The sequence below is a fragment of the Vibrio phycocola genome (assembly GCF_053850235.1).
The window spans coordinates 1-23,714 of record NZ_JBSQDJ010000011.1 but is presented as its reverse complement, the minus strand read 5'-3'; the positions used below and the strand labels follow the sequence as shown (position 1 = coordinate 23,714).

Sequence of the window (23,714 nt, the reverse complement as noted above, 5' to 3'; positions counted from 1 at the left end):
TTAAACAAAACCAGAAACCTACCTCATGCAGTTTTAATCTAGTTTACTTTATCCTCAGCTTCTTGTCTTTCCGTGATAGCGGCATTTTCAACTAAAGCATTTTGTTGAGAAGCATCAGCCCACTTAGAAGATATTGAGCGCTTAACTTCGACACCAAGTTCTTTAAAACTTTCTGCTTGTCCAATTACGTTCCCTCTTCCCGTCGTCAGCTTATTCATAGCCCCTTGATGATATTGGTTTGCTTTTTCTAAAGAAGCGCCAAGTTGCTCCATATCATCCACAAATAAACGTAATTTGTCATATAGCTTACTGGCTTTATTCGCTATCACCTTGGCATTATGATTTTGCTTGTCATTGCGCCATAGATTATCAATGGTACGAAGGGCTACTAGCAGTGTTGTTGGACTAACCAAAATAATATTATTTTCCATCGCCTCTTTGACCAAATTGGGCGCAGCTTGAATTGCTACCTGAAAAGCGGGTTCTACTGGAATAAACATCAGCACATAATTGAGGCTCGAAATACCTTTTAGCTTATGGTAATCCTTTAAACTAAGGCCTTTAATATGTGCTCTCAAAGCAAGTATATGATCATTCAACGCCTTTTCTTTTTGCTGATTTGTCTCTGCGTGAAAATACCGTTCGTACGCCAGTAGTGCCATTTTGGAATCAATAACGACTTGTTTATCGTGAGGTAAGTTGACGATAACGTCGGGTTGATAGCGCTTCCCAGCTTCATCTTGCAAGCTAACTTGCGTATGGTATTCATGGCCTTCTCTCAAACCAGATTCAGCTAAAACTCTCGCGAGGACGACTTCTCCCCAATTCCCTTGCTGTTTATTGTCACCTTTTAACGCCTGAGTTAAGTTGAGCGCTTCTTTTGACATCTGCTCATTCAGCCGTTGTAGGTTTTTTAATTCATGGACGAGGGTATGGCGCTCTTTGGCTTCATGGCTAAAATTATCATTTACTTGTTTCTTAAAGCCTTCAATTTGCTCTTTGAGTGGTGTTAATAGTCCATCAAGGCTCTGTTTGTTCTGTTGATCGACTTTTGCAGTTTTTACCTCAAATAGTTGGTTAGCCAAATGTTCAAATTGCTGCTTTAGCCTCTCTTCAGCGTTTTCCAAAAGCAGTAACTTTTCCTGGCTTGATTCCAATTGCAAATCAAAACGCGCTTGCTGCTCTCGATTTTTTGAGTCGAGCTTGGCGTTTTGCTCTCGCAGTAGAGCCAACTCTTCCATATACTCGTGACGTTCGCGTTTTACTTCCTCAAAATATCGCAATTTTTCCACAGTCGCAGCCCACTTGCCGTGGACCTGTTGCAGTTCAAATGCCGCTTTGTCACGCTCCTGATCCAACTCATTCAGTTCGCTTTGAGCTTGAGCCAACTCTCTGCTTAACTGATCAACGTGCTGTTGATTCAGTTGCTGAGTATTTTCAAGTTGCAACTCCCATTGCCGCTGTTGAAATCGAGCCTTCTGGCTAAGCCAAATAAAAACCACCCCACCCATAATGAAGCCGCTGCTTAAAATCGTAATCAAAAATTGCTGGTGCTCAACAATCCAACTCATCATAGATAAGGTTCCTAGGCTAAATGCATATCAAAATGGTATTCAGATACTGGATAAATGTCCAGCTTTTCACTTTTTACTGGCACTAAATAACTGAAATGTAGCACTAGACAAGCGAACTAGTTTCACGGCAACATAACGTATATTCAATTAAAACGATGTAAACTATGAATGAAAAGCGAGCGATGACCTTTGCTCTCGCAGCGGTATTATTATGGTCTACAGTAGCCACCGCCTTCAAACTGACTCTATCTCAATTCACGCCAATACAGATGCTAACCGTTGCATCTGGCGTTTCCACGTTGGCTTTGCTCATCATCTGCAAAGCGCAAGGAAAGCTTAGTCAAGTCATCCCTACGTTAATGAAAAGCCCCAAATACTTTTTTATTCTCGGCCTAATTAACCCGTTAGCTTACTACCTAATTTTATTTAAAGCTTATGCGCTACTTCCTGCTTCTCAAGCTCAAACCATTAATTACAGTTGGGCAATAACGCTAACCTTTATGGCGGCGCTAGTACTAGGACAACGTATTCGACCTCAAGACTATATAGCCGCTCTTCTTTGCTACTTTGGCGTCATCATTATTGCAACTCAAGGGCAATTACTCACACTGAAATTTGATAGCCCTCTCGGAGTTAGCCTAGCCTTACTTTCAACTCTACTTTGGGCGGGTTATTGGATTTTAAATACCAAAAATACCGCTGATCCTGTGATTAGCGTACTACTTGGGTTTTCAATTGCATTGCCATTTTGTGCAGGGCTTGCATGGTGGGAAGGAGAAAGTTGGAATCATATCGATAAATTTGGCTGGCTTAGTGTCACTTATGTTGGGTTGTTCGAAATGGGGATCACTTTCATTTTATGGTTGAGTGCCTTAAAACTAACGAACAATACTGCAAAAATCAGTAACCTCATTTTTATTTCGCCTTTTATCTCCCTGATCTTACTCAACAAGATTGTTGGAGAAGAAATCCCCCCAGCCACACCGATTGGACTATTCTTTATCATCGCTGGACTCATTATTCAGCAACGCAAACGTAAGAAAACGTAAAGTTAAAGGCTCGTAATAATTAAAACAACTAAACTTAACGATTAATTCCAACCCTTTACGTGACAACAAAAATTTATAAATATGTATATTACGTGCTACAGCCTTAGTACGAAATTAACCGAGTCTTAACCCAACCTGATGTAATTTTTCTCAGCAATATCAACAAAGGAAAACATAATGGGTTCTTATTATTACCGACAGTCGACTTTTATCCTAGCAGCGATAGCTCTACTTTCAGGTTGTGCGAGTCAATCGGAACAAGATTATGTTGCGGTAGCGCAAAACTCAGTTAAGGAAATTCCTGAGTGGGCCGATCAGAGCACTGAAGCGACGGAACAAACCGAGCTGACGCAACTCATGAGTATTCCTGAATTAAATGCACTGATTGATCAAGCTATGGCATCGAATCCAAGTTTACAGCAAACGATTTTAGCTCTAAAAGTCGCATATGCTGAAAAAGGCATTACTGCCAGTGATAGATTACCGGATTTAAGCGCGGCATCATCAGTTAACGATGATAATAAAAGTAGCGACTCTTACAGCAATGAGCTCTCCGTTAGTTGGGAAATTGACTTTTGGAATAAGATTGGCGATCAAGTCAATGCAGCAAACAAAGACATAGCCGCCAGTCGTGCGGATCTTCAGAATGCAAAAAATGCATTAGCCGCCAATATAATGCGCTCATGGCTACAAATTAGCTTACAAAAGCAGAAAATCGAGATAGAGAGTACTTATCTTGAATTGTTAGATGATATTGAAAGTTTGATCTTAGAAAGATATCGCTCCGGTTTAGGGGATCTTGAAGATCTTGATACAGCAAGAACCAACAGCGCCGTTACGCGCTCGACCTTAACTGAATACAATGAGTTATTGGCACAGTATCAAAGAGCATTGACGTTAACCTTAGGTCAGGTCAACAAGAACATCTCATACAATATTCCTGCTGAATTTTCTGAAGTAATGATACCGCTCGCTTCTCTTCCAGATCAAACCATTGCAAATCGACCTGATGTAAAAAGTGCAATGTATACCCTTGAGGCAGAAAAACTGAGAACCAGTGCAGCACATAAAGATCGCCTGCCCTCCTTAAATTTAAATCTGGCCGTAAGTGATTCCGCATACTCTTTTAGTGATGCACTATTTACCAATCCAATTTGGAGTTTATTAGGCCAACTTTCAGCTCCAATATTTGATGGTGGAAAACTGAAAAATGAAGCTAAACAAGCAGAATTAATCCAACAGACAGCATATTGGAACTATCAAGATACATTATTAACAGCAGCAAATGAGGTGGATGATGCAATTGGTCAAGAACGATCATTAGGCTTGCAAGAGCAGCATTATACCGAAGCATTAGAAAGTGCATTACGCAGTTTTGAAAGCTACAAAGATAAATATCAACAGGGACTCGTAGACATCTACGATCTTGTTAGTATTCAAGAAAACACTTTTGATATTAAGTCTCAACTTGCTCAAGTTCAGTACGAAAGACTGACTAACCGAATTGATTTGGGCCTTGCGCTAGGCCTAGGAGTTAACCAATGAATATAAAACCTTTACCAATTGTTGTAACCTTATTATCGGTAGTATTTCTAGCGGGTGCCGTTGCCGTTACTGTTAAAGATATGCCAGAAGGTAAAGGAGGACGAACAGGTAATGGCGCTCCACCAGCAGGGGCTTCACAGCAAGAATTACCCGCTCCTAATGACGCCTCAAAGAGCAACAGGGCAAAATCGCTACAAAATCAAGTTGCGATACCTAGTGTGGTAGTGGTTCATGCTGAGTCCAATTCCTATGAGGCTCTGATCACTGGCTATGGTGAAGCCTCCGCAAAATACAGTGTAGAATTCAGTGCAGAAGTCTCCGGGCGCATTACCTCAACAGCCTCTCAGTTTGAGTCAGGAAAAGTGGTGAAGAAAGGCGATATTTTCGCTCGAATCGAGAGTATTTCTTACCAGCAAGCAGTAGTACAAGCAAAATCCGATCTAGCTCAAGAAAAACAAGACTACTTGGAAGAAGAACGTCAAGGTAATCAAGCTCAAGTTGAATGGAAGCGCTCAGGGCTCAAAGGTGAACCGAGTTCCGCACTAGTGCTTCGCGAACCGCAATTAGCCGTAGCAAAAGCCGAACTTGAAAATGCCGAAATCAGTCTCAAAAAAGCGCAAAGTGATCTCAACAAAACAGTAATACGAGCGCCTTTTGATTCTCTGATCGTAAATACGAATATTCAACCGGGTAGCTATGTAACCGCGGGAACAACAGTGGCAACACTCTATAGTGTTGACCAAGCTGAGATAGAAATTCCACTTTCAGCCAGCCAATGGAACAATCTCCCAGACATTTCTAACGCGACATTATCTAACAAAAACACACCTAAATGGCCAGTTCAATTATTGAGCTCTGAAGGCAATCAGCAATGGAATGGTTACGTCTCGCGTATCGAGCAACATATTGACTCTTCTACACGCCAGCGCTCTTTAATTGTGACAGTTGACACCCCATTAGATAGCGATGTTGGCTTGTATCCTGGTACGTTTGTTAAAGCGCTTATTTCAGGTAAAACATTAGATAATACATGGGAACTACCAGCATCAGCTATCTCACAAGATGGTGATATTTGGTTTATTACTTCAGAAGGTACGCTAGCCAAAGTTGCTGCTAACAAATTATTTGAAAAGTCTGGTTCTGTTTATGTATTACCCATTGAAGGCAAAACTTCTGCGGATGTCGTTAAACGTCCTTTAAGCAGTTATGTTCCGGGTATGCGTGTGTCACCTAAGCAGGAAGGTTAACTATGAGTGTTGGAAAAGCAAGTTCTGGTGACGGTATTATCGGTTGGTTTGCCCGCAATTCGGTAGCTGCAAACCTCTTACTATTGGGCACGATTATTATCGGCGTGATGTCTTTAAGTGATTTGCGAAAAGAGGCGTTCCCCAGTTTAGCCCCAGATAGAGTCACCGTTGGTGTTACCTATGATAGTGGTGATGCAGAGCAAGCCGAAGAAGGACTTGCGATAAAAATTGAAGAATCTTTAGAAAGTGTTGCTGGCATCGAGCGTATTACCTCAACGTCAACGGCCAGTGGTAGCATGGTCGTCATTGAAAAAACCAGCGATTACGATCTCGACACGCTATATGATGACATTAAGAGCAATGTTGATGCCATCAATAACTTTCCGTCTGAAGCTGAAAAACCAACCATAGAAAAAGCCACAAGAGAAGAACATGCAATTTGGGTTCAGTTCTATGGAGAAGCTGACCGTTCCACCTTTCAAGCGTTAGCTGAAACACTCAAGGCCGATCTACTTAGTAAGCCAGCAATACGTGAACTCGACATCAAAGGGACATTGGATCCAATGATCTCGGTTGAAGTTGATGAAGCGAAGCTACAAGGGTATGGGCTCACCTTAAGTGATGTTTCTGACGCGATTAATGCCGAGTCAACGAGTTCTGTTTCAACGAGCTTACGTAACAAAGAGAAGGTCGTTCGTCTAAAGACCTCTCAACAAGCCTATCAGATGGAAGAGTTCTCAGCTATCCAACTGCTCACTCTTGAAGATGGAACCCAAATTTACCTTGGTGATGTCGCATCCGTTAAAGAAACATTCGAGGAAGACAGTTACGCACTCTCTCGCTACAACCAATTTCCGGGTATGGCAATCGAGATCGTCATGGATGAATATGGCGATGTAACCAAAATAGCAGAACAAGCTAATGAAGTTGTTGCTGATTGGCATTCTCGCAACTTACTGCCCAAGAATGTGGAACTAACAACATGGTATGACTCCAGCCTCTTGATTAAAGACCGACTCTCTCTGCTGGTAAAAAATGCCGTTTCTGGTATTGCGATGGTCTTTATCATTCTCGCTTTATTCTTGAATTTACGCGTTGCATTTTGGGTGGCCGTCGGCCTTCCATTTGTCTTTTTCGGCACTCTTTACTTTATGACCGATACATTTGTCGGCTTGACCATAAACCAAATGACCACCTTTGGTTTCATCATGGCGTTAGGAATCGTTGTCGATGATGCAGTTGTAGTCGGAGAAAGTATCTACTCCACGAGACGAAAAGAAGGAGATACACTCGAAAATACAGTACGGGGCACCTTAAAGGTTGCCGTGCCTACAATCTTCGGTGTACTAACAACCGTTGTGGCTTTTTTCGCTATTTCAAATGTCGAAGGTCGATTAGGTGAAATATACGCTCAGTTTGCGACAGTGGTGACGATTTGTTTGCTTTTATCATTAGTGGAATCGAAATTAATTCTGCCTTCGCACCTTGCTCACCTCAACACACACCGTAAACAAGGCAAAAACCTTTGGAATCGGATTCAACATGGTGCAGATAGTGGCTTACAGTGGTTTGATGATGTCATTTACACCCGTATGATCGGCTTAGCTCTGGAGTTTCGTTATGCCGTTTTGATACTGTTTATGTCAATGATGGTGATTGTGATAGGGCTTCCTTTGAGTGGTAAAGTTGGCGTTTCATTTTTCCCAAGTATTGAAGGAGATACTGTCTCAGCGTCTGTTGATATGTACGATGATGCCAGCTTTGGCCAGACGGAAGCCGCTATGTTGCTTTTGGAACAAAAAGTAATAGAAGCCGATGCGAACTTAGTCAAAAAATATGGCTCTGAAGACAGTGAAATATTAAGTTTACAAGTGCTTTCTGAAAGCGATAGTAGCGGTACAGTCACAGTGTCAATAAATAGTGATAGTGTGTATGGCTCAAGAGAGCTATCACAAGAGTGGCGTAAGTTATCAGGCTTGCCAGAAGGCATCAATAAGCTAGATTTCATCTCTAGACGCCGAGTGATAGATGCATTTAAAGCTGAGATAAAAGCGTACGACACTGATACAGTTCTTGCTGCTGGCAGAGAGCTAAAAGCTAAATTAGCTCAAATAAAAGGTGTGAGCGGTATAGAAGACAACTTGACTCCAGCGGAGCCTCAATATCGCTTCGAATTAACCGAACAGGGCCGAGCTATGGGGCTTGATACATCTGGTGTTGCAAGTCAGATATTGCGCGCATTTGGTGGGTCAACAGTTCAGAAGTTCCAACGCAATAAAGATGAAGTTCGAGTTCGGGTTCGATACCCACAAGAAAGCCGTCAAACGCTAGCAGATATTATGGAAGCTAGAATTAGAACGGATGATGGCAGTGTGGTTCCTCTTAGCTCTGTTGTTAAAGTGCACTCAGAATACCAACAAACCAGTATCACTCGTATTGATAGCCTGAGAGCGGTATATGTTAGCTCTGCTGTTGATAAGGATGTTATTGCGGCAAACGAACTGGTCAATCGAGTCAAAAGCGAGATTGTTCCCGATCTATTAGAAAAATACCCTAGTTTAATCATTGAGTTCGCAGGGGAAGCAGAGCAACAAGCGGAGACAACAAACTCGATGAAGAATGTGTTTGTACTCGCGCTTATCGGCATCTACGCACTAATTGCAATACCATTACGCTCTTATATCCAACCATTGCTAATCATGACTGCAATTCCGTTTGGTATTGTCGGGGCGATTTTGGGGCATTATGCGAGCGGTTTAACCATAAGCATTCTTTCATTAAATGGCGTACTAGCGTTGAGCGGTGTGGTAGTAAACGACAGTTTACTGCTGGTATCTCGTTACAACGAGCTTGTGCGTGAGAGAGGAATGGAAGTAAAACAGGCGATTGTTGAGGCTTGTACTAGCCGTTTAAGAGCGGTCTTTCTAACATCGATTACCACCTTTGCCGGTTTGATGCCTTTGTTAGCTGAGACTTCCGTTCAAGCGCAATTCTTGAAACCAGCCGCAGCCTCTCTGGCATACGGAATTTTGTTTGCAACTATAATCACCCTAATATTGGTTCCATCTTTATTATTGGTGCATCATGAAAGTGAACAATGGGTCAAGAAGTTATCCTCATGGTTTAACAAAGATAAAAAATCAGTAGAAGGCTCGATGTAGCCGACAAAAATTCAAGAAATATCTCGGCTCTCTTTTGACCCTAAAAAATCAATAGAGAGCCACTCTAGGGGCTACAACGATAAAAAGGGCCGTATCTTACTACGCTCTCTGCCCCGCAACCCAACCACTAGACCAACACCACTGGAAATTATAGCCTCCAAGCCAGCCGGTAACGTCTAGCACTTCACCTACAAAATAGAGTCCAGGGACGTGTTTACACTCCATGGTTTTTGATGAAATTGCATCGGTATCAACCCCACCTAGTGTAACTTCAGCGGTACGATAGCCCTCAGTACCATTAGGAGCAATAATCCATTGTTCTAATTGCGTAACAACCTCGGAAAATTCTTTAGCATTAAACTGCTTTAACGGTTTATCCACCAGCTCATTTCGATTGATTAACACGTCGAGTAAACGTTTCGGTAAAACCTTGGATAAAGTATTTTTCAACGACTGATTTGGGTGTGCTTCTAAGCTCTGATTTAATAGTTGCTCGATGTCATCATTAGGAACCAAGTTTATCGATAAAGGCTCTCCAGGAAGCCAATAAGAGGATATTTGGAGCACGACTGGCCCAGATATACCTCGATGGGTAAATAACAAAGCTTCGTTAAAAACAGTTCCACTTTTGGAGGTTATTTCTGCTGGGATGGAAATACCAGAGAGTTCCACAAGTTGCTCTTTATCTTTCACATGCAGTGTAAAGGGAACGAGTGCTGCTTTTGTTGGGTTAACGTTCAACCCAAATTGCTCAGCAACTTTGTAGCCAAATGGTGTTGCGCCAAGCTTAGGCATGGATAAACCACCAGTAGCAACCACTAGTGACAGGCAGCTGACTTTACGGCCATTTACGGTGATATCAAATCCGGTTGGAGTCTTATTAATGGTTTGTACATCAACTTGATAACAAGCATCTACCGTCGGAATATCACATTCTTTCAGTAAAACATTGACGATGTCCTTGGCACTATCTAAACAGAACAATTGACCATGTTCGCGCTCTTCATAGGCAACCCCGTAATCAGAAACTAAACCAATAAAGTCCCAATTCGTATATTGGGAAAGCGCTGATTTAACGAAATGAGGGTTAGAGCTGAGGTAGTTATTTGATGACACATCATAGTTGGTGAAATTACAACGGCCACCACCTGAAATCAGAATCTTTCTACCTGGCTTTTTACCGTGATCAAGCATTAGAACATCACGGCCACGCTTACCGGCTTGTGCTGCGCACATTAACCCTGCAGCGCCAGCTCCTATAACGACCACATCTACTTGCTCTTTCATCGTCAACTCTCTTGAAATAAAAAAGGATGCGCTCGGGGCACATCCTTTATTGAATTGACGATCATTGTACTCACAAACCTATAGTTTGCCAATTAACCTAAGTTACTCAGAGAATAAATGCGCCAAACATAGTGACTCCGAAGAGCGACATAGATAGTACAAACAACTGTCTAACTCGTTCACATTTGCCAATAAACAGCTCATCATGATGATGAAGATACTCTTTGCTTTTCAAATAATGAAACAGACGTACCTGCTTTGTCATATTCCCATGTGTGGAAAAAAAACCACGGCCATCAACTTGTTGATACAGCAGCGGATGAGCTTCCCTCATGATATAAATAAGTGAACGAAGCGTCGTCAGATAACGTGCAAAATTAACTAACGTTACTAACATCAAAGTAAATAAAATCAAGTCTACACTGATCATATTTTCCCCCTTAACCTTCATGAGGTGTTCAGAGAAAAGACGAACCATGTATTGATCTCTTAGATTGTCTATTCTTCTGAAGCATCCATCACTGAAGATGAACCTTTAGTAGCCATAACAGCTAAGTCTTTATCAATGAAGAACAGCGCTTTGCCGTCTTCGCCAACAAGCTCAATTTTATCTAAAATACCTTTAAACAACTTCTCTTCCTCATGTTGTTCTGCAACGTACCATTGAAGAAAATTAAAGGTGGAGTAATCTTGTGTTGTAAACGCCGCATGAGCCAATTGATTAATTTTTTCTGTAATCATTTGCTCATGTTCATAAGTCTCGCGAAATACATCTCCCAAGCTTTCAAATTCATACTTTGGCGCTTCAATACTTCCTAGAATTGGCAACGATCCAGTTTCACTTACGTAAGTAAATAAACGCTGCATATGTTCCATTTCTTCGGCTGCATGTATACGCATAAAGGCTGCTGCGCCTTCGAAGCCTTTATCTTCACACCAAGCACTCATTTGTAAGTATAGATTGGATGAGAAGAATTCGAGATTTATTTGATCATTTAATTGATCAACCATCGTTGCTGATAGCATTTTAGCTCCTAGTTATCGCATTTTATGGTTAAACAATATAACACTGATCTTATCATTTCCACCACTAAAGCGTTAGCATGATGTTATCGAATTGTTAAGTTGAGCGCTGTATGAAACGAACCGCAATGACATAAATATTTCTATATCAAATAATTAGAATTTTGATACTAAATTAATGCAAGTCACCCTCTTGAAGTCACGAAATGATCTCGAGTCTTAAGGTAAAGTTTGATCCTCACAACAATTATTCTTGTTTCATAATGCTAGAGTAAAAAAGAGTTCTCAAATAGGAGTCGATACAATGAACTATGAACATATTTTAGTCGCGGTAGATCTTTCTGATGAAAGCAGTACTTTGGTTAAAAAAGCGACATTTCTTGCCAAAGCCTTAGACTCGAAAGTTTCATTTATTCATATTGATGTTCATTACAGCGATCTATATTCTGGACTTATCGATATCAATTTAATAGAAACTCAACACCAATCGGCTGAAGCGTCCAAACAGGCTCTCGCAGCACTCGCAAAAGAAGCCGATTACCCAATTGAAAGCACTTATGTTGGGAGTGGCGATTTAAGTAATGAAATATGTGAGTGTATAGAGGCTCACAATGTCGACTTGATCGTATGTGGACATCACCAAGATTTTTGGAGCAAACTTCTCTCCTCGACTAAGCTCTTAATAAACTGTTCTCCAGTAGATATGTTAATCGTCCCATTAAAAGACTGACGAATTTCCAAAACTTAGATAGACTGCCGCCATGATTCACTAACTACTGTAATTTCATGGCTTATCTTTCTGCTGTTACCCTCTTATGGGCATTCTCATTTAGTCTGATCGGTGTTTACCTCGCCGGTCAGGTTGATTCTTGGTTTTCGGTGCTTATGCGCGTCGCATTAGCCAGTCTAATCTTCTTTCCCTTCATTAAATTCAAACAAGTGCCAAAATCATTAGCTATAAAACTAATGGCTATTGGTGGAGTTCAGTTGGGATTAATGTACTGCTTCTATTACAAATCCTTCTTACTACTTTCCGTCCCAGAAGTTTTGCTCTTTACTGTTTTCACACCAATTTACGTAACATTGATTTACGATGCCTTGAGAAAAAGGTTTTCTCCATGGTACTTACTCACTGCCGTAATTGCGGTTATGGGTGCCATGTTCATAAAGAGAACGGATATTAACCAAGACTTCATCGTAGGATTTCTCGTCGTTCAGGCGGCTAACTTATGTTTCGCAATTGGTCAGGTGGCCTATAAACGAGTTATGGAGCAAGACAATACTCATCTACCACAGCACAGTGTGTTCGGTTTTTTCTACCTTGGAGCACTGGTTGTTGCCACGATCGCATTCATATTATTTGGCAGCTTGGAAAAACTCCCAACGACCTACGTTCAGTGGGGAATATTGACATACCTTGGTGTGATCGCTTCTGGTCTAGGATATTTCGTATGGAATAAAGGAGCTTGTATGGTCAACTCTGGGGCTCTTGCTATCATGAATAACGTTTTAGTTCCGGCAGGGCTAATCGTTAACATCGTCATTTGGAATCGAGACGTAGATCTTGTCAGTTTATCGATTGGCGGAGCAATCATTGTATTTTCGCTTTGGTTTAATCAAACTTGGGTTAAATCTCGAGTTGAACACAACCCCAAGTAAGCACTTACTACCAACAACACTCTTTATAATAGTGGTTTAAACTAAAAGTACTATCCGCGTCGTTAATCCCGATCTGATAGTACTTTTGGTTGCCCATCTATTCTCGATACAATTTAGACTAAGTCATAGCTGCATTGACGTAAACGTCAAATCGATTTTTCTTCGTTTCAATGGTCATAGAAGGTCGTAGATCATCTAACCAAGGAGCATAACTTGGGCGTTTAACCACAACTCTTTTTGTTGCAAGAGTTAACGCTGGGTTCAATAGCTTGTCTGCATCGCTATCCTCCCCGACCAAGGATTGAAATACGCGCATCTCTTTCTTAACTAATGCCTGTTTTTTTCTATTTTCTGGATGTGGGTACATAGGGTCCAAATAAACAACATCTGGACGAGAATAAGTGGAATCATCAAGCAGTGATATAAGCGCATCATGACTAGAGCGGTGAATCATCGTTATTCTTTCACTGACCCATTCCCCGATCTCTCCATCATGCTTAGCACGCGACAAACCATCATCAAGAATGGCAGCTACTACCGGGTGACGTTCAATCATATCAACCTTACAGCCCATAGATGCCAACACAAACGCGTCCCGCCCCAAGCCAGCAGTTGCATCTAAAACCGAAGGTGTTACCCCCTTATTTAGACCTGTAGCTTTTGCAATTGCCTGCCCTTTTCCTCCTCCAAACTTCCGCCTATGCGCAACGGATCCACCAACAAAATCCACACATATTGCGCCAAGCTTACGCTCATCAAGTTTGCGCAATTCCAATTGGGTTTCCGTTAAAACTAAAGCAAATAAGCTATCGTTATGATGCTCTAAGCCCCATTTCTCGGAGAGCTGCTGGAGGTAAGCCTCTCCACCTAAACGTTCACAGACTAATTGAATGTGCACAATTTCTTCCTAACTCATTCTAGTGGTACAGGTAGAGCATTGCTCTATATATCGAAACAAGCCTATACCATAGGGTATTTGACGCCTGTTCTCACGCTTTATACTTAACAATTTTATTCGCTTTGTTACACTAGTCATTACATACTGTCATTTAACTCGAACATCAAGGAATAATGATGCATTCCAATACGACAGCGAAACTTGACGATCTCGATCGTGCTATTTTGAAGATATTGATGGACGATGCCCGTACACCTTATGCAGAAATGGCAAAGAAATTCAACGTTAGTCCAGCGACAATCCATGTTCGCATCGAGAAAATGAAATCTGCCGACATTATTCAAAAAACGGAAGTGGTCGTAAACACTAAAAAGCTTGGATACGACGTATGTTGCTTCATTGGAATTAACCTAAATGCTGCTCGAGATTATCATTCGGCTTTAGAAAAGTTAAATGCTTTAGATGAAGTGGTAGAAGCTTACTATACCACGGGGGCTTATAATATTTTTGCCAAGTTGATGTGCCGCTCAATTGAAGAACTGCAATATGTTTTAATTGATAAACTTCAGACAATTAATGAAGTTCAGTCTACCGAAACATTAATTAGCTTACAAAACCCTATCAATAGAAATGTAAACCCATAATGAACTATTAGATTGTGTCATACTATTCTATGAGACTGTTGTAGCCATTATTTATTGAGATAATTTAGCAATTCTTCTGCCGAGATTCCTTTGTCAGCGATCTCTTTAGCCAATGTGTCGATTTGCTCATTTTTTCTAGAGTCAATAACTTGATTAAACTGATAAACAAGATCACGTAGAACCGGAACTGGTACTTGTTTTGCAGCACTACGAACTCGCTCACTACTCTGATTACCAAGCTCAATCAGTACTTTTCCGAACATAACCTTCTCTGGAGATTCTTCCATTTGCTCTAGCAAACGAGCCATTTCATAGGTTGTCATTGACATGCTTTATCATTCCAAATATGGGTGGTTAGAATATTTGAGAGGTGCATTAACGATGCGCAATATACTTGGTATATTGCGATAATAAAAATAGTCTAACACCGTAAGTGAATCTCTCGTAATAATATTAGTCCGCTTTTTCAACAAAGTCTTTTTATATTCTTTTTTTCATTTTTAAGCTTTGTTTTTGATTTGATAGCGTCCTTAAAAAAGCGTAGCTTATATTTTGCTGATTATCACATTTACCGCTTACTTTTTAATCTATGAGGAACAATGACTATGCACGAGCTTACCTTTGAAAGGATATCATCAATTCGCCAGTGGTTAGTTGAAAATGATCTCGACGCTTTTATTGTCCCACACGAAGATGAATACTTAGGTGAGTATATTCCAGCACACAATGAACGCCTTTATTGGGCAACCGGCTTTACCGGCTCAGCTGGAGTTGCGGTTATAACGCAAAAAAGAGCGGCAATCTTTGTTGATGGTCGTTATACCGTCCAAGTTACGAAACAAGTACCTGAATCGCTATTTGAATTCCATCACCTCATCGAAGATCCCTTTTTGACTTGGGTATGCTCTACTCTACCGAACTCTAGTAAAGTTGGGTTTGATCCTCGTATGCATCGTGCTCGTTGGCTTGAGAATGCTCAAACCTCTTTGAATGGCGCTTTAACTCTTATTCCAGTAGATCGGAACCCCATCGACGAACTTTGGCTCGACCGTCCCCAAGCCATCTTATCCCCGGTACGCTTGATGCCACTAGACTTAACTGGCCAATCGAGTCAAGACAAGCGAACGATCATTGCCAGTAAACTAAAATCTTCGAACCTCGATTGCGCGATTTTAACTCAACTTGATTCCATCTGTTGGCTACTAAATATTCGTGGTCTTGATGTATCCCGACTACCAGTTTTACTTTCACATGCGATCATTCACAACGATTCAAGCGTCGACTTTTTTATATCGCAGGATCGCATTGTCGAAGGTTTTGATTTGCATGTTGGTCCCGACGTAAACGTAGTGGATCCTATATTACTTCAGGACTATCTCAATAGGTTGTCAAACAAACGGGTGTTAGTTGATCCTGTGAATACCAATTCGTGGATAACATTAACCTTGCAAAATACTGATGCACATATCGTTAATCAGGACGATCCATGTTTAATGATCAAGGCTGAGAAAAATAGTATTGAAGTCAAAGGTATGAAGTCTTGTCACGTTAGAGATGGAGCAGCCATGGTCAAATTTTTGACGTGGTTAGATCAACAAGTTTCGACTAAAAATTGGTTAAACGAGGCTCAACTTTCTGACCAATTAGAACTGTTTCGTCGTGAAGACGACACTCTCGTTGATCTGAGCTTTGATACTATTTCAGCAGTGGGTAGCAACGCAGCGATGTGCCATTATAATCATGTCGATCAGGTTCAACCTGGTACATTAAGTGAAAACTCACTCTATCTCGTTGATTCTGGAGGCCAATACCTTGATGGTACAACGGATATTACGCGTACTATTGCGATTGGCACGCCTTCAGCTGAAATGAAACAACAGTTTACGCTTGTGTTAAAAGGGCATATCGCACTTGCTTCTGCTCGTTTTCCTAAAGGCACTACTGGCCATCAACTCGATATTTTGGCTAGACAACATTTATGGTCTTATGGTTATGATTACGACCACGGAACTGGCCACGGAGTTGGGCACTTTTTAAGTGTTCATGAAGGTCCACAACGCATCAGTAAAGCGCCGAATACCATAGCGATGTTACCTGGAATGGTCGTGTCAAACGAACCTGGATACTACCGAGAGAACTGTTTTGGTATCAGAATAGAAAACTTGGAACTGGTTGTTCAATTTGAAACTGATGGTGATATGAGTGTATTAGGGTTTGAGTCATTGACACGGTGCCCTATCGATAAACGCGTTATTGAATCAAGCCTACTACTGGATCATGAAATTCATTGGTTGAATCAGTACCATGAAAAAGTTTGGAACGATGTGTCCCCTTTAGTTGAAGGAGACACACTTGCTTGGTTAAAATCTGCTACGGCTCCGCTTGACCATCAACAATAATTAATATAATTCACTATTTATCAATTAGTTACGAAGAGTTGATCATATCGTAGTCTATGTTTCACATGAAACATAGACTATCCAGAAAATACTGGTTCCCAATCTTTCCATACTGGCTGTAAACCTTTTGCAATTAGTGCAGACGCGACATCATCAGCACTTCTATCATCACCAGTGCTAAATTGTTCCAACTCCTGATCATCATTTGAATACCCTCCGGGTTGGGTCTTAGAAGCAGCAGAAATACTGGTAATAGCGATAGGAATTGTATTATCTCGCATATCAGGCGACTCTCTTGTCGAAAGAGATAATTCAACCTCATTGCTTAGCATTCGAAAAGCACAGATTGCTTGGACCAATTGGCGGTCACTCATGACAGATTTAGTTGCTACTCCACCAGTACACGGTCTTAGCCGAGGAAATGATATAGAATATCGGCTCTTCCAATACATCTTCTCGAGATAGCTAAGGTGATGAGCGAGATACATCAGATCGACACGCCAATCATCCAAACCAATTAACGCTCCCAAACCAATTTTATCGATCCCTGCGCGCCCTAAACGATCAGGCGTATCTAGCCGAAAGTCGAAGTTAGATTTATTTCCACGCTTATGATGCTCTGCATACGTAATTCGATTATAGGTCTCTTGGTAAACCATTACCGCATCTAGACCAACACCAATCAACTGTTGATACTCTTCTTGTTCAAGCGGCTGAACCTCCATAGCCAAATAATTGAACTGCCTCTTCGCAAGTGGCACAACATCCTTAAAGTATTCTAATCCAACCTTTGACTCATGCTCCCCAGTTACGAGAAGCAAACTGTCAAACCCCATATTATTTAGTGCGACTAACTCATTCCCTATTTCATTGAGATCTAATGTTTTACGCTTAATCCGATTTTCCATTGAAAATCCACAATACGTGCATACATTTGAACAAAGGTTTGATAGATACAAGGGCACGTACATATTGACTGTATTACCAAAACGGTTACGAGTTAACGATTGCGCTTTCTGGGCAATTTGCTCAAGGTACGGTTCAGCAGCAGGTGAAAGTAACGCACAAAAGTCATCAAGTGTTAGAGACTTTTTACCTAGTGCACGAGTAACGTCACTTTCTGTTTTCGAGTAAATACATAGCCTAATATCATCCCAATCAAGTTTTTTAATATATTCCGAGAAACTCATACTAATTCTCCAAAAACTGGGTTAATGGGCTACTCGCAATCGCGGTATTACTGACGGCACCTAATTTAGCCAAGTGAGCCTTGCGCCCTGCTTTTATTGCCAAATCAAATGCTATTGCCATTTGCTTAGGGTCCCCTGCAGAAGCGATAGCGGTATTTACAAGCACAGCGTCGGCTCCCATTTCCATCGCTTCAGCAGCATGAGAAGGTGCTCCTATACCCGCGTCTACCACAACAGGAACGGTTGCTTGTTCGATGATTATCGCTAAAAAATCACGGCTAGCTAGTCCTAGATTACTGCCTATTGGCGATCCTAATGGCATAACGGCGTGGCACCCCACTTCTTCCAAATGCTTGCAAAGCACTGGGTCAGCATGACAGTAAGGTAAGACAATGAACCCGTCATTTACTAACACCTCAGCCGCTTTTAGGGTTTCGATTGGGTCCGGCATGAGATATTTTGGATCTGGATGAATCTCCAGTTTTACCCAATTTGTATCCAGGGCTTCTCTGCTAAGTTGTGCCGCATATACAGCATCTTTGGCGTTTTTTGCACCTGAAGTATTGGGCAGAAGTGATATATTATTCTCGATTAACGGAGTAAGAATGTCATCGAATGGTTTATTGACGTCGACTCGGCGTAGTGCCATTGTCGCTAGCTCCGAGCCACTTGCTAGGATAGCGTCAATCATTTGACTTGAGCTTGAAAACTTTCCAGTTCCGGTAAAAAGACGGGAACCAAAGCTTTTATTTGCGATTTTTAACATCATCACCCTCCCGCGACAATATTGAATACAGAGATCTCGTCATTACACTCAACACAGGCAATATCCCAACTTCCTTTCGGGACAATGATACTGTTAATAGACACTGCACACCCTACAGTCGGAATGTTCATATTTGAGAGTAGTGAGGATAACGTGGTCATATCATCCACAGCGACTTGGTCACCATTGAATATTATGTTTATCATTTTGATTCTCCACAGGTTGACCCGCATATCTCGCAGCACGGATCTCGTTGTATTTCAAACTCGCTAAATTTTCGTTGTAAGCCATCATATATTGTTAAATGTGTACTATTAACCTGAAGTTCTGCTTCTGCGATCGCGAGTAACTTCAGCGCTTCGACTGCCTGAAGTGACGCAACTACGCCAGTAACAGGAGATATAATTCCAACCGTTGCACAGTTGGTATTTAAAGAATCGACCGAACTAGGGTCAATTAAGCATTGGTAACATGAGGAATTTGGCCGGTTATAGTACGTTGCTAATTGGCCCACCCAACCGGATGCTGATCCACTGATTAGCGGTGTTCTAGTTTTATGACAGACTTGATTTAGTAAAAAGCGAGATTCAAAGTTGTCGCTGCAATCTATCACTACGTTCGCAAGTTCTACTTCTAGTGATAATTGAAGAGCATCCATTCTCTTATTTATCGCGCGAACACGAGTGGTAGAACTCTTAGAAACTAATGAATTCCTTAGCGTATCTACTTTGGGTTTTCCAATATCCTGGTGCGTGTAGTTCAATTGACGTGGCAAGTTGGACAACTCAATTACATCATCATCACTAATCACTATCGAACCGATCCCACTGCTAACCAAATAGGTACTCACTAATGTACCTAGGCCGCCACAACCAATAACTAAAACACTGGATCTATCGAGGCATACCTGACCTGTTTCTCCAAATTCTGGCACTGATATCTGACGGTGATATTGGACAAAGTCACAATCTCTGGTGTTATGCTCCATCAGTAACTCCGTTCTCTAATGAAGAGCTCTTTTTTTGTATTGCATCAAAGTGATGTAGAGTTTTATCCAAATCGTTCGACTCTGTTATTGCACGAACGACGGCAATGGAATCAACGCCAGTATCGAGTACAGCCTGCGCGTTGGTTATGTCTATTCCACCTATCGCGCATGTTGGAATATGGACTCCTAGCACTTCACAACTCTTAACAATAAACTCGTTATACAGTTTTAGCCTTTCTAGTCCTTGAGGTTTTGAAGGCATCTCCTTAGTTGTTGTTGGGAAAATGTGCCCTAACGCGATATAACTTGGCAAGATACTTAGAGCACGCACGATTTCATAATAGCTGTGCGTCGAGACACCTAGACGCATTCCGTTTGCTTTGATAGCAGTTAAATCAGCCGTACTAATATCTTCCTGACCGAGATGAACACCATATGAATTATGCCGAATCGCAAGGTGCCAATAGTCGTTAACAAAGAACTGTATGCCCTTTGCCCTACTTAGCTCCGTCGTTCGTTCTAACTGAAGTTCATAATCGGAGGATGGCGATTTGTCTCTGAATTGAACTGTCGTCACCCCTTTTTCAATAAGATCATGAATCAACTTTTCATTAGATACTACTGGATATAAATTGAATTTCGGCAAATCAACGGCTGGAAAACCATCGCTCGGCGTAATATTTTGATTAATAGTGATATTGATTTTCGCTGTGTTCAAAGTAAGGAAATCGAACTGAGAATGAACCCACGTTTCACGTGAAACGTTGCGGCCAAGATGAGCAAGGAGAAGAGAATCATGAACTGAAAAGTTTAAACAGAGGGATGCCACAAACCAACCTAAATGGCCAGCTTGTGTTTCCTCTGAACTATAATCAAACCAACTAGCCGAGCTTAGTTCACATGGATCCTCTCCACTGATGTGCCAACGCTCTGCAACCTCACCAGGCTTTCCCGAACAAGTTATTTCGACCAATGAACCAATGTCATTGACCAAAGGTTGAGGATGATTAACTTGAATCGAGCTATCTAAATAATTGAAACTAACTAGCTCGTACTCCGAATTTGCAGATGAATCCAGAGTGCTTGCCAAAGGAAAAACTGAAGAGTTTATCTCGACGATATATCGCTTACCGCCCACGCAAGCAGAAATATGATGAGATTCTGTTTCCAGAAAATTAAATTCAATTCTTCCTAACCCTGATTGGTACGCGGCCTCGAACGCTCGCTCAATCGGGCCCATAAGGCCCGTTAAATAATTAGGTAGTTTAATAGTTACCATATCAACTCCTAATCGACGCTAGCTGGATGATAAAGCTCTGACCCTTTTTCCAAAAACTCTTGGGACTTTCGATCCATTTCTGCCTGAACTTCCTTAACCTCTATCGAGAGTTCTTGATTCTTCGCATATTCCCTAACTTCTTGAGATATTTTCATAGAGCAAAATTTAGGACCACACATCGAGCAAAAGTGGGCAACTTTACCTGATTCCTGAGGTAACGTTTCATCGTGATAGGCACGAGCAGTTATCGGGTCTAAAGATAAGTTAAATTGGTCTTCCCAACGAAACTCAAAACGAGCCTTAGAAAGCGCATTATCTCGAATTTGGGCGCCTGGATGGCCTTTTGCCAAGTCTCCAGCGTGTGCTGCGAGCTTATAAGTAATCAAGCCAGTTTTTACGTCCTCTTTATTCGGTAGACCAAGGTGCTCTTTAGGTGTCACGTAACAGAGCATAGCGCATCCATACCAGCCAATCATGGCTGCACCTATACCAGATGTAATATGATCATACCCAGGCGCGATATCGGTCGTTAGAGGCCCTAGAGTATAAAACGGTGCTTCGTCACAATGCTTTAGCTGCTCATCCATATTGGCTTTAATCATATGCATAGGCACATGTCCCGGCCCTTCAATCATGACTTGCACATCATGCTTCCATGCTATTTTTGTTAACTCACCTAACGTGCGTAGCTCCGAAAACTGCGCTTCATCATTAGCGTCAGCAATAGATCCAGGGCGCAGACCATCGCCTAATGACAACGAGATATCATAAGCCGCACAGATTTCGCAGATTTCTTCAAAATGAGTATATAAAAAGTTTTCCTTATGGTGAGCCAAACACCACTTAGCAACTATAGACCCGCCTCTAGAAACAATTCCAGTCACTCGACTTGCTGTCATAGGGACGTAACGGAGCAAAACACCGGCATGAATAGTAAAGTAGTCAACACCTTGTTCCGCTTGTTCGATTAATGTATCGCGCATAACCTCCCACGTAAGGTTCTCTGCGATTCCTTTAACTTTTTCGAGGGCTTGGTACATAGGAACCGTACCGATAGGCACAGGGCTGTTACGCAATATCCATTCACGTGTCTCATGTATATTACGTCCTGTAGACAAGTCCATTACTGTGTCAGCTCCCCAGCGAGTAGACCAAACCAACTTTTCCACTTCTTCCTCTATTGAAGAAGATACAGAAGAGTTACCAATATTCGCATTTACTTTAGTGAGGAAGTTCCGACCAATGATCATTGGTTCAGATTCAGGGTGATTAATATTTGCTGGAATAATTGCTCGCCCTTCAGCGACCTCACGACGAACAAACTCAGGGGTAATAGCGTCAGGCAAGTTGGCTCCAAAACTATGTCCTGGGTGCTGACGGGTTAATTGTTCGTCTTCATATTGCTCATGGCGGCTATTTTCACGAAGTGCAATAAATTCCATCTCTGGAGTAATAATACCTTGTCGAGCATAATGGAGTTGAGTAACACATTTACCCGGCTTCGCACGCTTTATATCAGGTAGTTGACCATAGCGAAGATCATCAAGTGTATGATCAGATAGGCGAATATTGGCGAATTCTGAACTAGCACTGGCTAACGTTGTTGTATCAGATCGTTCGGAAATCCAAGTATCTCTGATTCTTGGCAAACCGGAGTATAAATCGACGGTGTAGTCTGGGTCAGAATAATAACCAGATGTATCATATACACATATTGGTTCATTAGGTTGATATACAGGGTTCTTCTTATCTGTTCCTATTAACGTATCGGAAAGTGATATTTCACGCATAGGAACATTAAGATCTGGGCGAGAACCCTTAATATAATACTTTTTTGAATTTGGATAAGGTGTTGATTTAATTGAATCAATAAACTTTTTAGCTAAAATTCTAGATTCTTTACGAGTCGACATGCATTTACCTCTAACAAGTGTAATAGGAACAAATGCTTATCGGATCAATGCTACAAGAGGTGTGACGTGTAACGACACTAAAGGATAGGTAAAGTCTTAACCAAAGAAATTGGTAAATTGACTATAAAATATCTTCTCCTGTTCCCTTCGCAGGTATTAGCCTGATCAGGTTCAACGGATCCCGAATTAACGGTCTCAGCCATATGGCACTCCGACAAGTGAAAATATTATAAGACTTAGGTTAGTAATAACCAAGAGGAATTAATTAAAATCATGCTTTAGTTAACAGTTGAAAGCCTAACCAAGCAGCTGAAATACTCAATACAACGTTAAGTACAATATTTACCCCCATTTTAATGAATGCTCCCTGCTGCATCAGTACAACATTATCCATAGAAAATGTAGAGAAAGTGGTTAATGCTCCAAGAAAACCTAGACCAATAATTTGACGCCATGGCTCAGTTGGAATCAATTGTCCTTGAAGAGCCGCTGCCAAAATTCCCATCATAAATGAACCAATGACATTTACAGTTAATGTGCCATAAGGAAACCCCTTACCTAATAATGACACACAAAACTCTGAAATTAGATATCGAGAGCAGGCACCAAATGCGCCTCCAATAGCGATAAAACTCAATATAGAAAACTGTCCCATAAAAATCCCTTACTTTAATTAGTAATATAATACCGTGAATTTGCATAAAACAGAGAAGAAATTCGAAAATTAAAACGAGATAATCTGTTAGAAAAAATTCAGATTTAAAAAGTTACAGGAGTCACTTATAAGTAGAGATCTTTCAATAGCTCTCAATTTCTATTAATCTATCGGAAACAACTTAAAAATACGTAGCGCAGTTCCAACCTTGTATGGAAAAGCATCCCCCGGCATGACAGGCCGCTTTCTCTAAACAAATAAGCTAACCAACTGAACTGCCGCTCTACTTTCACAAACACAGCTACAGCACAATCTCTAACAAACAAGCACAAAAAAGCCTTAGCATTTCTGCTAAGGCTTATGTGTAAATGGCGGAACGGACGAGACTCGAACTCGCGACCCCCGGCGTGACAGGCCGGTATTCTAACCAACTGAAC

The 23,714-nt window shown here is 41.3% G+C and carries 21 protein-coding genes and 1 riboswitch; of the genes, 8 read left to right on the top strand and 13 right to left on the bottom strand.

Annotated elements, in window-relative coordinates:
* Positions 1-38 precede the first annotated feature (38 nt).
* Positions 39-1,571, bottom strand: a complete 1,533-nt coding sequence (gene rmuC, locus ACWU4D_RS14690) for a DNA recombination protein RmuC (protein ID WP_456052352.1) — start codon at positions 1,569-1,571, stop codon at positions 39-41.
* Positions 1,572-1,738: 167 nt separating this feature from the next.
* Here rmuC and ACWU4D_RS14685 point away from each other — a divergent pair, with 167 nt between their 5' ends.
* The 4 genes from ACWU4D_RS14685 (at position 1,739) to ACWU4D_RS14670 (ending at position 8,576) form a co-directional block, all read left to right on the top strand.
* Positions 1,739-2,623 (top strand): DMT family transporter, encoded by an 885-nt coding sequence (locus ACWU4D_RS14685; protein ID WP_456052196.1) that lies wholly within the window; start codon positions 1,739-1,741, stop codon positions 2,621-2,623.
* A gap of 177 nt (positions 2,624-2,800) precedes the next feature.
* Positions 2,801-4,168, top strand: a complete 1,368-nt coding sequence (locus ACWU4D_RS14680) for a TolC family protein (protein WP_456052195.1) — start codon at positions 2,801-2,803, stop codon at positions 4,166-4,168.
* Positions 4,165-5,415, top strand: a complete 1,251-nt coding sequence (locus ACWU4D_RS14675) for an efflux RND transporter periplasmic adaptor subunit (protein ID WP_456052194.1) — start codon at positions 4,165-4,167, stop codon at positions 5,413-5,415. Before ACWU4D_RS14680 ends, ACWU4D_RS14675 begins: the two co-directional genes overlap by 4 nt.
* A 2-nt stretch (positions 5,416-5,417) precedes the next feature.
* A complete protein-coding gene (locus tag ACWU4D_RS14670; RefSeq protein ID WP_456052193.1) occupies positions 5,418-8,576 on the top strand; it encodes an efflux RND transporter permease subunit in 3,159 nt (1,052 codons plus the stop codon).
* 99 nt (positions 8,577-8,675) lie between these two features.
* Here ACWU4D_RS14670 and ACWU4D_RS14665 read toward each other — a convergent pair whose 3' ends face one another.
* The 3 genes from ACWU4D_RS14665 to ftnA form a co-directional block, all read right to left on the bottom strand.
* On the bottom strand, positions 8,676-9,863 hold the full coding sequence (locus ACWU4D_RS14665) for an NAD(P)/FAD-dependent oxidoreductase (RefSeq protein WP_456052192.1): 1,188 nt from the start codon (positions 9,861-9,863) through the stop codon (positions 8,676-8,678).
* A 106-nt stretch (positions 9,864-9,969) separates the two neighbouring features.
* Entirely contained in the window at positions 9,970-10,293 is a 324-nt protein-coding gene (gene uspB / locus ACWU4D_RS14660; protein ID WP_456052191.1) for a universal stress protein UspB, read from the bottom strand.
* A gap of 68 nt (positions 10,294-10,361) precedes the next feature.
* Positions 10,362-10,889, bottom strand: coding sequence for a non-heme ferritin (ftnA, locus tag ACWU4D_RS14655; protein WP_456052190.1), 528 nt, complete (start codon positions 10,887-10,889; stop codon positions 10,362-10,364).
* A gap of 301 nt (positions 10,890-11,190) precedes the next feature.
* On the opposite strand from ftnA, the gene ACWU4D_RS14650 reads away from it, so the two are divergent.
* Positions 11,191-11,616, top strand: coding sequence for a universal stress protein (locus tag ACWU4D_RS14650; RefSeq protein ID WP_456052189.1), 426 nt, complete (start codon positions 11,191-11,193; stop codon positions 11,614-11,616).
* Between the two features lie 56 nt (positions 11,617-11,672).
* Positions 11,673-12,545 (top strand): carboxylate/amino acid/amine transporter, encoded by an 873-nt coding sequence (locus ACWU4D_RS14645; protein ID WP_456052188.1) that lies wholly within the window; start codon positions 11,673-11,675, stop codon positions 12,543-12,545.
* 118 nt (positions 12,546-12,663) lie between these two features.
* Here the strand turns inward: ACWU4D_RS14645 and ACWU4D_RS14640 are convergent, their stop codons facing one another.
* On the bottom strand, positions 12,664-13,443 hold the full coding sequence (locus ACWU4D_RS14640; RefSeq protein ID WP_456052187.1) for a class I SAM-dependent methyltransferase: 780 nt from the start codon (positions 13,441-13,443) through the stop codon (positions 12,664-12,666).
* A gap of 176 nt (positions 13,444-13,619) precedes the next feature.
* On the opposite strand from ACWU4D_RS14640, the gene asnC reads away from it, so the two are divergent.
* Positions 13,620-14,087, top strand: coding sequence for a transcriptional regulator AsnC (gene asnC, locus ACWU4D_RS14635; protein WP_456052186.1), 468 nt, complete (start codon positions 13,620-13,622; stop codon positions 14,085-14,087).
* Between the two features lie 47 nt (positions 14,088-14,134).
* Here the strand turns inward: asnC and tsrA are convergent, their stop codons facing one another.
* Positions 14,135-14,416, bottom strand: coding sequence for an H-NS-like global regulator TsrA (gene tsrA, locus ACWU4D_RS14630; RefSeq protein ID WP_456052185.1), 282 nt, complete (start codon positions 14,414-14,416; stop codon positions 14,135-14,137).
* A 276-nt stretch (positions 14,417-14,692) separates the two neighbouring features.
* On the opposite strand from tsrA, the gene ACWU4D_RS14625 reads away from it, so the two are divergent.
* Positions 14,693-16,486 (top strand): aminopeptidase P family protein, encoded by a 1,794-nt coding sequence (locus ACWU4D_RS14625; RefSeq protein WP_456052184.1) that lies wholly within the window; start codon positions 14,693-14,695, stop codon positions 16,484-16,486.
* Positions 16,487-16,563: 77 nt separating this feature from the next.
* On the opposite strand, the gene thiH is transcribed toward ACWU4D_RS14625, so the two are convergent.
* The 7 genes from thiH to crcB form a co-directional block, all read right to left on the bottom strand.
* The gene (gene thiH / locus ACWU4D_RS14620; RefSeq protein ID WP_456052183.1) at positions 16,564-17,676 is read right to left on the bottom strand and encodes a 2-iminoacetate synthase ThiH; all 1,113 of its coding nucleotides are present in this window, start codon (positions 17,674-17,676) and stop codon (positions 16,564-16,566) included.
* A 1-nt stretch (position 17,677) separates the two neighbouring features.
* A complete protein-coding gene (locus tag ACWU4D_RS14615) occupies positions 17,678-18,442 on the bottom strand; it encodes a thiazole synthase (protein WP_456052351.1) in 765 nt (254 codons plus the stop codon).
* Positions 18,443-18,444: 2 nt separating this feature from the next.
* Positions 18,445-18,648 (bottom strand): sulfur carrier protein ThiS, encoded by a 204-nt coding sequence (gene thiS / locus ACWU4D_RS14610; RefSeq protein ID WP_456052182.1) that lies wholly within the window; start codon positions 18,646-18,648, stop codon positions 18,445-18,447.
* Positions 18,645-19,430 (bottom strand): HesA/MoeB/ThiF family protein, encoded by a 786-nt coding sequence (locus ACWU4D_RS14605; RefSeq protein WP_456052181.1) that lies wholly within the window; start codon positions 19,428-19,430, stop codon positions 18,645-18,647. Before ACWU4D_RS14605 ends, thiS begins: the two co-directional genes overlap by 4 nt.
* Positions 19,420-20,709 carry a thiamine phosphate synthase gene (gene thiE, locus ACWU4D_RS14600; RefSeq protein ID WP_456052180.1) on the bottom strand — a complete coding sequence of 430 codons (1,290 nt, stop codon included), beginning with the start codon at positions 20,707-20,709 and terminating at the stop codon, positions 19,420-19,422. Before thiE ends, ACWU4D_RS14605 begins: the two co-directional genes overlap by 11 nt.
* Positions 20,710-20,717: 8 nt before the next feature.
* Complete coding sequence (gene thiC / locus ACWU4D_RS14595) at positions 20,718-22,622, bottom strand: phosphomethylpyrimidine synthase ThiC (protein WP_456052179.1); 1,905 nt, start codon at positions 22,620-22,622, stop codon at positions 20,718-20,720.
* A 125-nt stretch (positions 22,623-22,747) separates the two neighbouring features.
* Positions 22,748-22,846, bottom strand: a riboswitch (TPP riboswitch).
* A 47-nt stretch (positions 22,847-22,893) separates the two neighbouring features.
* Positions 22,894-23,277, bottom strand: coding sequence for a fluoride efflux transporter CrcB (gene crcB, locus ACWU4D_RS14590; RefSeq protein WP_456052178.1), 384 nt, complete (start codon positions 23,275-23,277; stop codon positions 22,894-22,896).
* Positions 23,278-23,714 lie beyond the last annotated feature (437 nt).

Coding starts and splice junctions, on each gene's coding strand:
- rmuC (WP_456052352.1), bottom strand. CDS start 1,571: ATGAGTTGGATTGTTGAGCACCAGCAATTTTTGATTACGATTTTAAGC.
- ACWU4D_RS14685 (WP_456052196.1), top strand. CDS start 1,739: ATGAATGAAAAGCGAGCGATGACCTTTGCTCTCGCAGCGGTATTATTA.
- ACWU4D_RS14680 (WP_456052195.1), top strand. CDS start 2,801: ATGGGTTCTTATTATTACCGACAGTCGACTTTTATCCTAGCAGCGATA.
- ACWU4D_RS14675 (WP_456052194.1), top strand. CDS start 4,165: ATGAATATAAAACCTTTACCAATTGTTGTAACCTTATTATCGGTAGTA.
- ACWU4D_RS14670 (WP_456052193.1), top strand. CDS start 5,418: ATGAGTGTTGGAAAAGCAAGTTCTGGTGACGGTATTATCGGTTGGTTT.
- ACWU4D_RS14665 (WP_456052192.1), bottom strand. CDS start 9,863: ATGAAAGAGCAAGTAGATGTGGTCGTTATAGGAGCTGGCGCTGCAGGG.
- uspB (WP_456052191.1), bottom strand. CDS start 10,293: ATGATCAGTGTAGACTTGATTTTATTTACTTTGATGTTAGTAACGTTA.
- ftnA (WP_456052190.1), bottom strand. CDS start 10,889: ATGCTATCAGCAACGATGGTTGATCAATTAAATGATCAAATAAATCTC.
- ACWU4D_RS14650 (WP_456052189.1), top strand. CDS start 11,191: ATGAACTATGAACATATTTTAGTCGCGGTAGATCTTTCTGATGAAAGC.
- ACWU4D_RS14645 (WP_456052188.1), top strand. CDS start 11,673: ATGGCTTATCTTTCTGCTGTTACCCTCTTATGGGCATTCTCATTTAGT.
- asnC (WP_456052186.1), top strand. CDS start 13,620: ATGCATTCCAATACGACAGCGAAACTTGACGATCTCGATCGTGCTATT.
- tsrA (WP_456052185.1), bottom strand. CDS start 14,416: ATGTCAATGACAACCTATGAAATGGCTCGTTTGCTAGAGCAAATGGAA.
- ACWU4D_RS14625 (WP_456052184.1), top strand. CDS start 14,693: ATGCACGAGCTTACCTTTGAAAGGATATCATCAATTCGCCAGTGGTTA.
- thiH (WP_456052183.1), bottom strand. CDS start 17,676: ATGAGTTTCTCGGAATATATTAAAAAACTTGATTGGGATGATATTAGG.
- ACWU4D_RS14615 (WP_456052351.1), bottom strand. CDS start 18,442: ATGTTAAAAATCGCAAATAAAAGCTTTGGTTCCCGTCTTTTTACCGGA.
- thiS (WP_456052182.1), bottom strand. CDS start 18,648: ATGATAAACATAATATTCAATGGTGACCAAGTCGCTGTGGATGATATG.
- ACWU4D_RS14605 (WP_456052181.1), bottom strand. CDS start 19,430: ATGGAGCATAACACCAGAGATTGTGACTTTGTCCAATATCACCGTCAG.
- thiE (WP_456052180.1), bottom strand. CDS start 20,709: ATGGTAACTATTAAACTACCTAATTATTTAACGGGCCTTATGGGCCCG.
- thiC (WP_456052179.1), bottom strand. CDS start 22,622: ATGTCGACTCGTAAAGAATCTAGAATTTTAGCTAAAAAGTTTATTGAT.
- crcB (WP_456052178.1), bottom strand. CDS start 23,277: ATGGGACAGTTTTCTATATTGAGTTTTATCGCTATTGGAGGCGCATTT.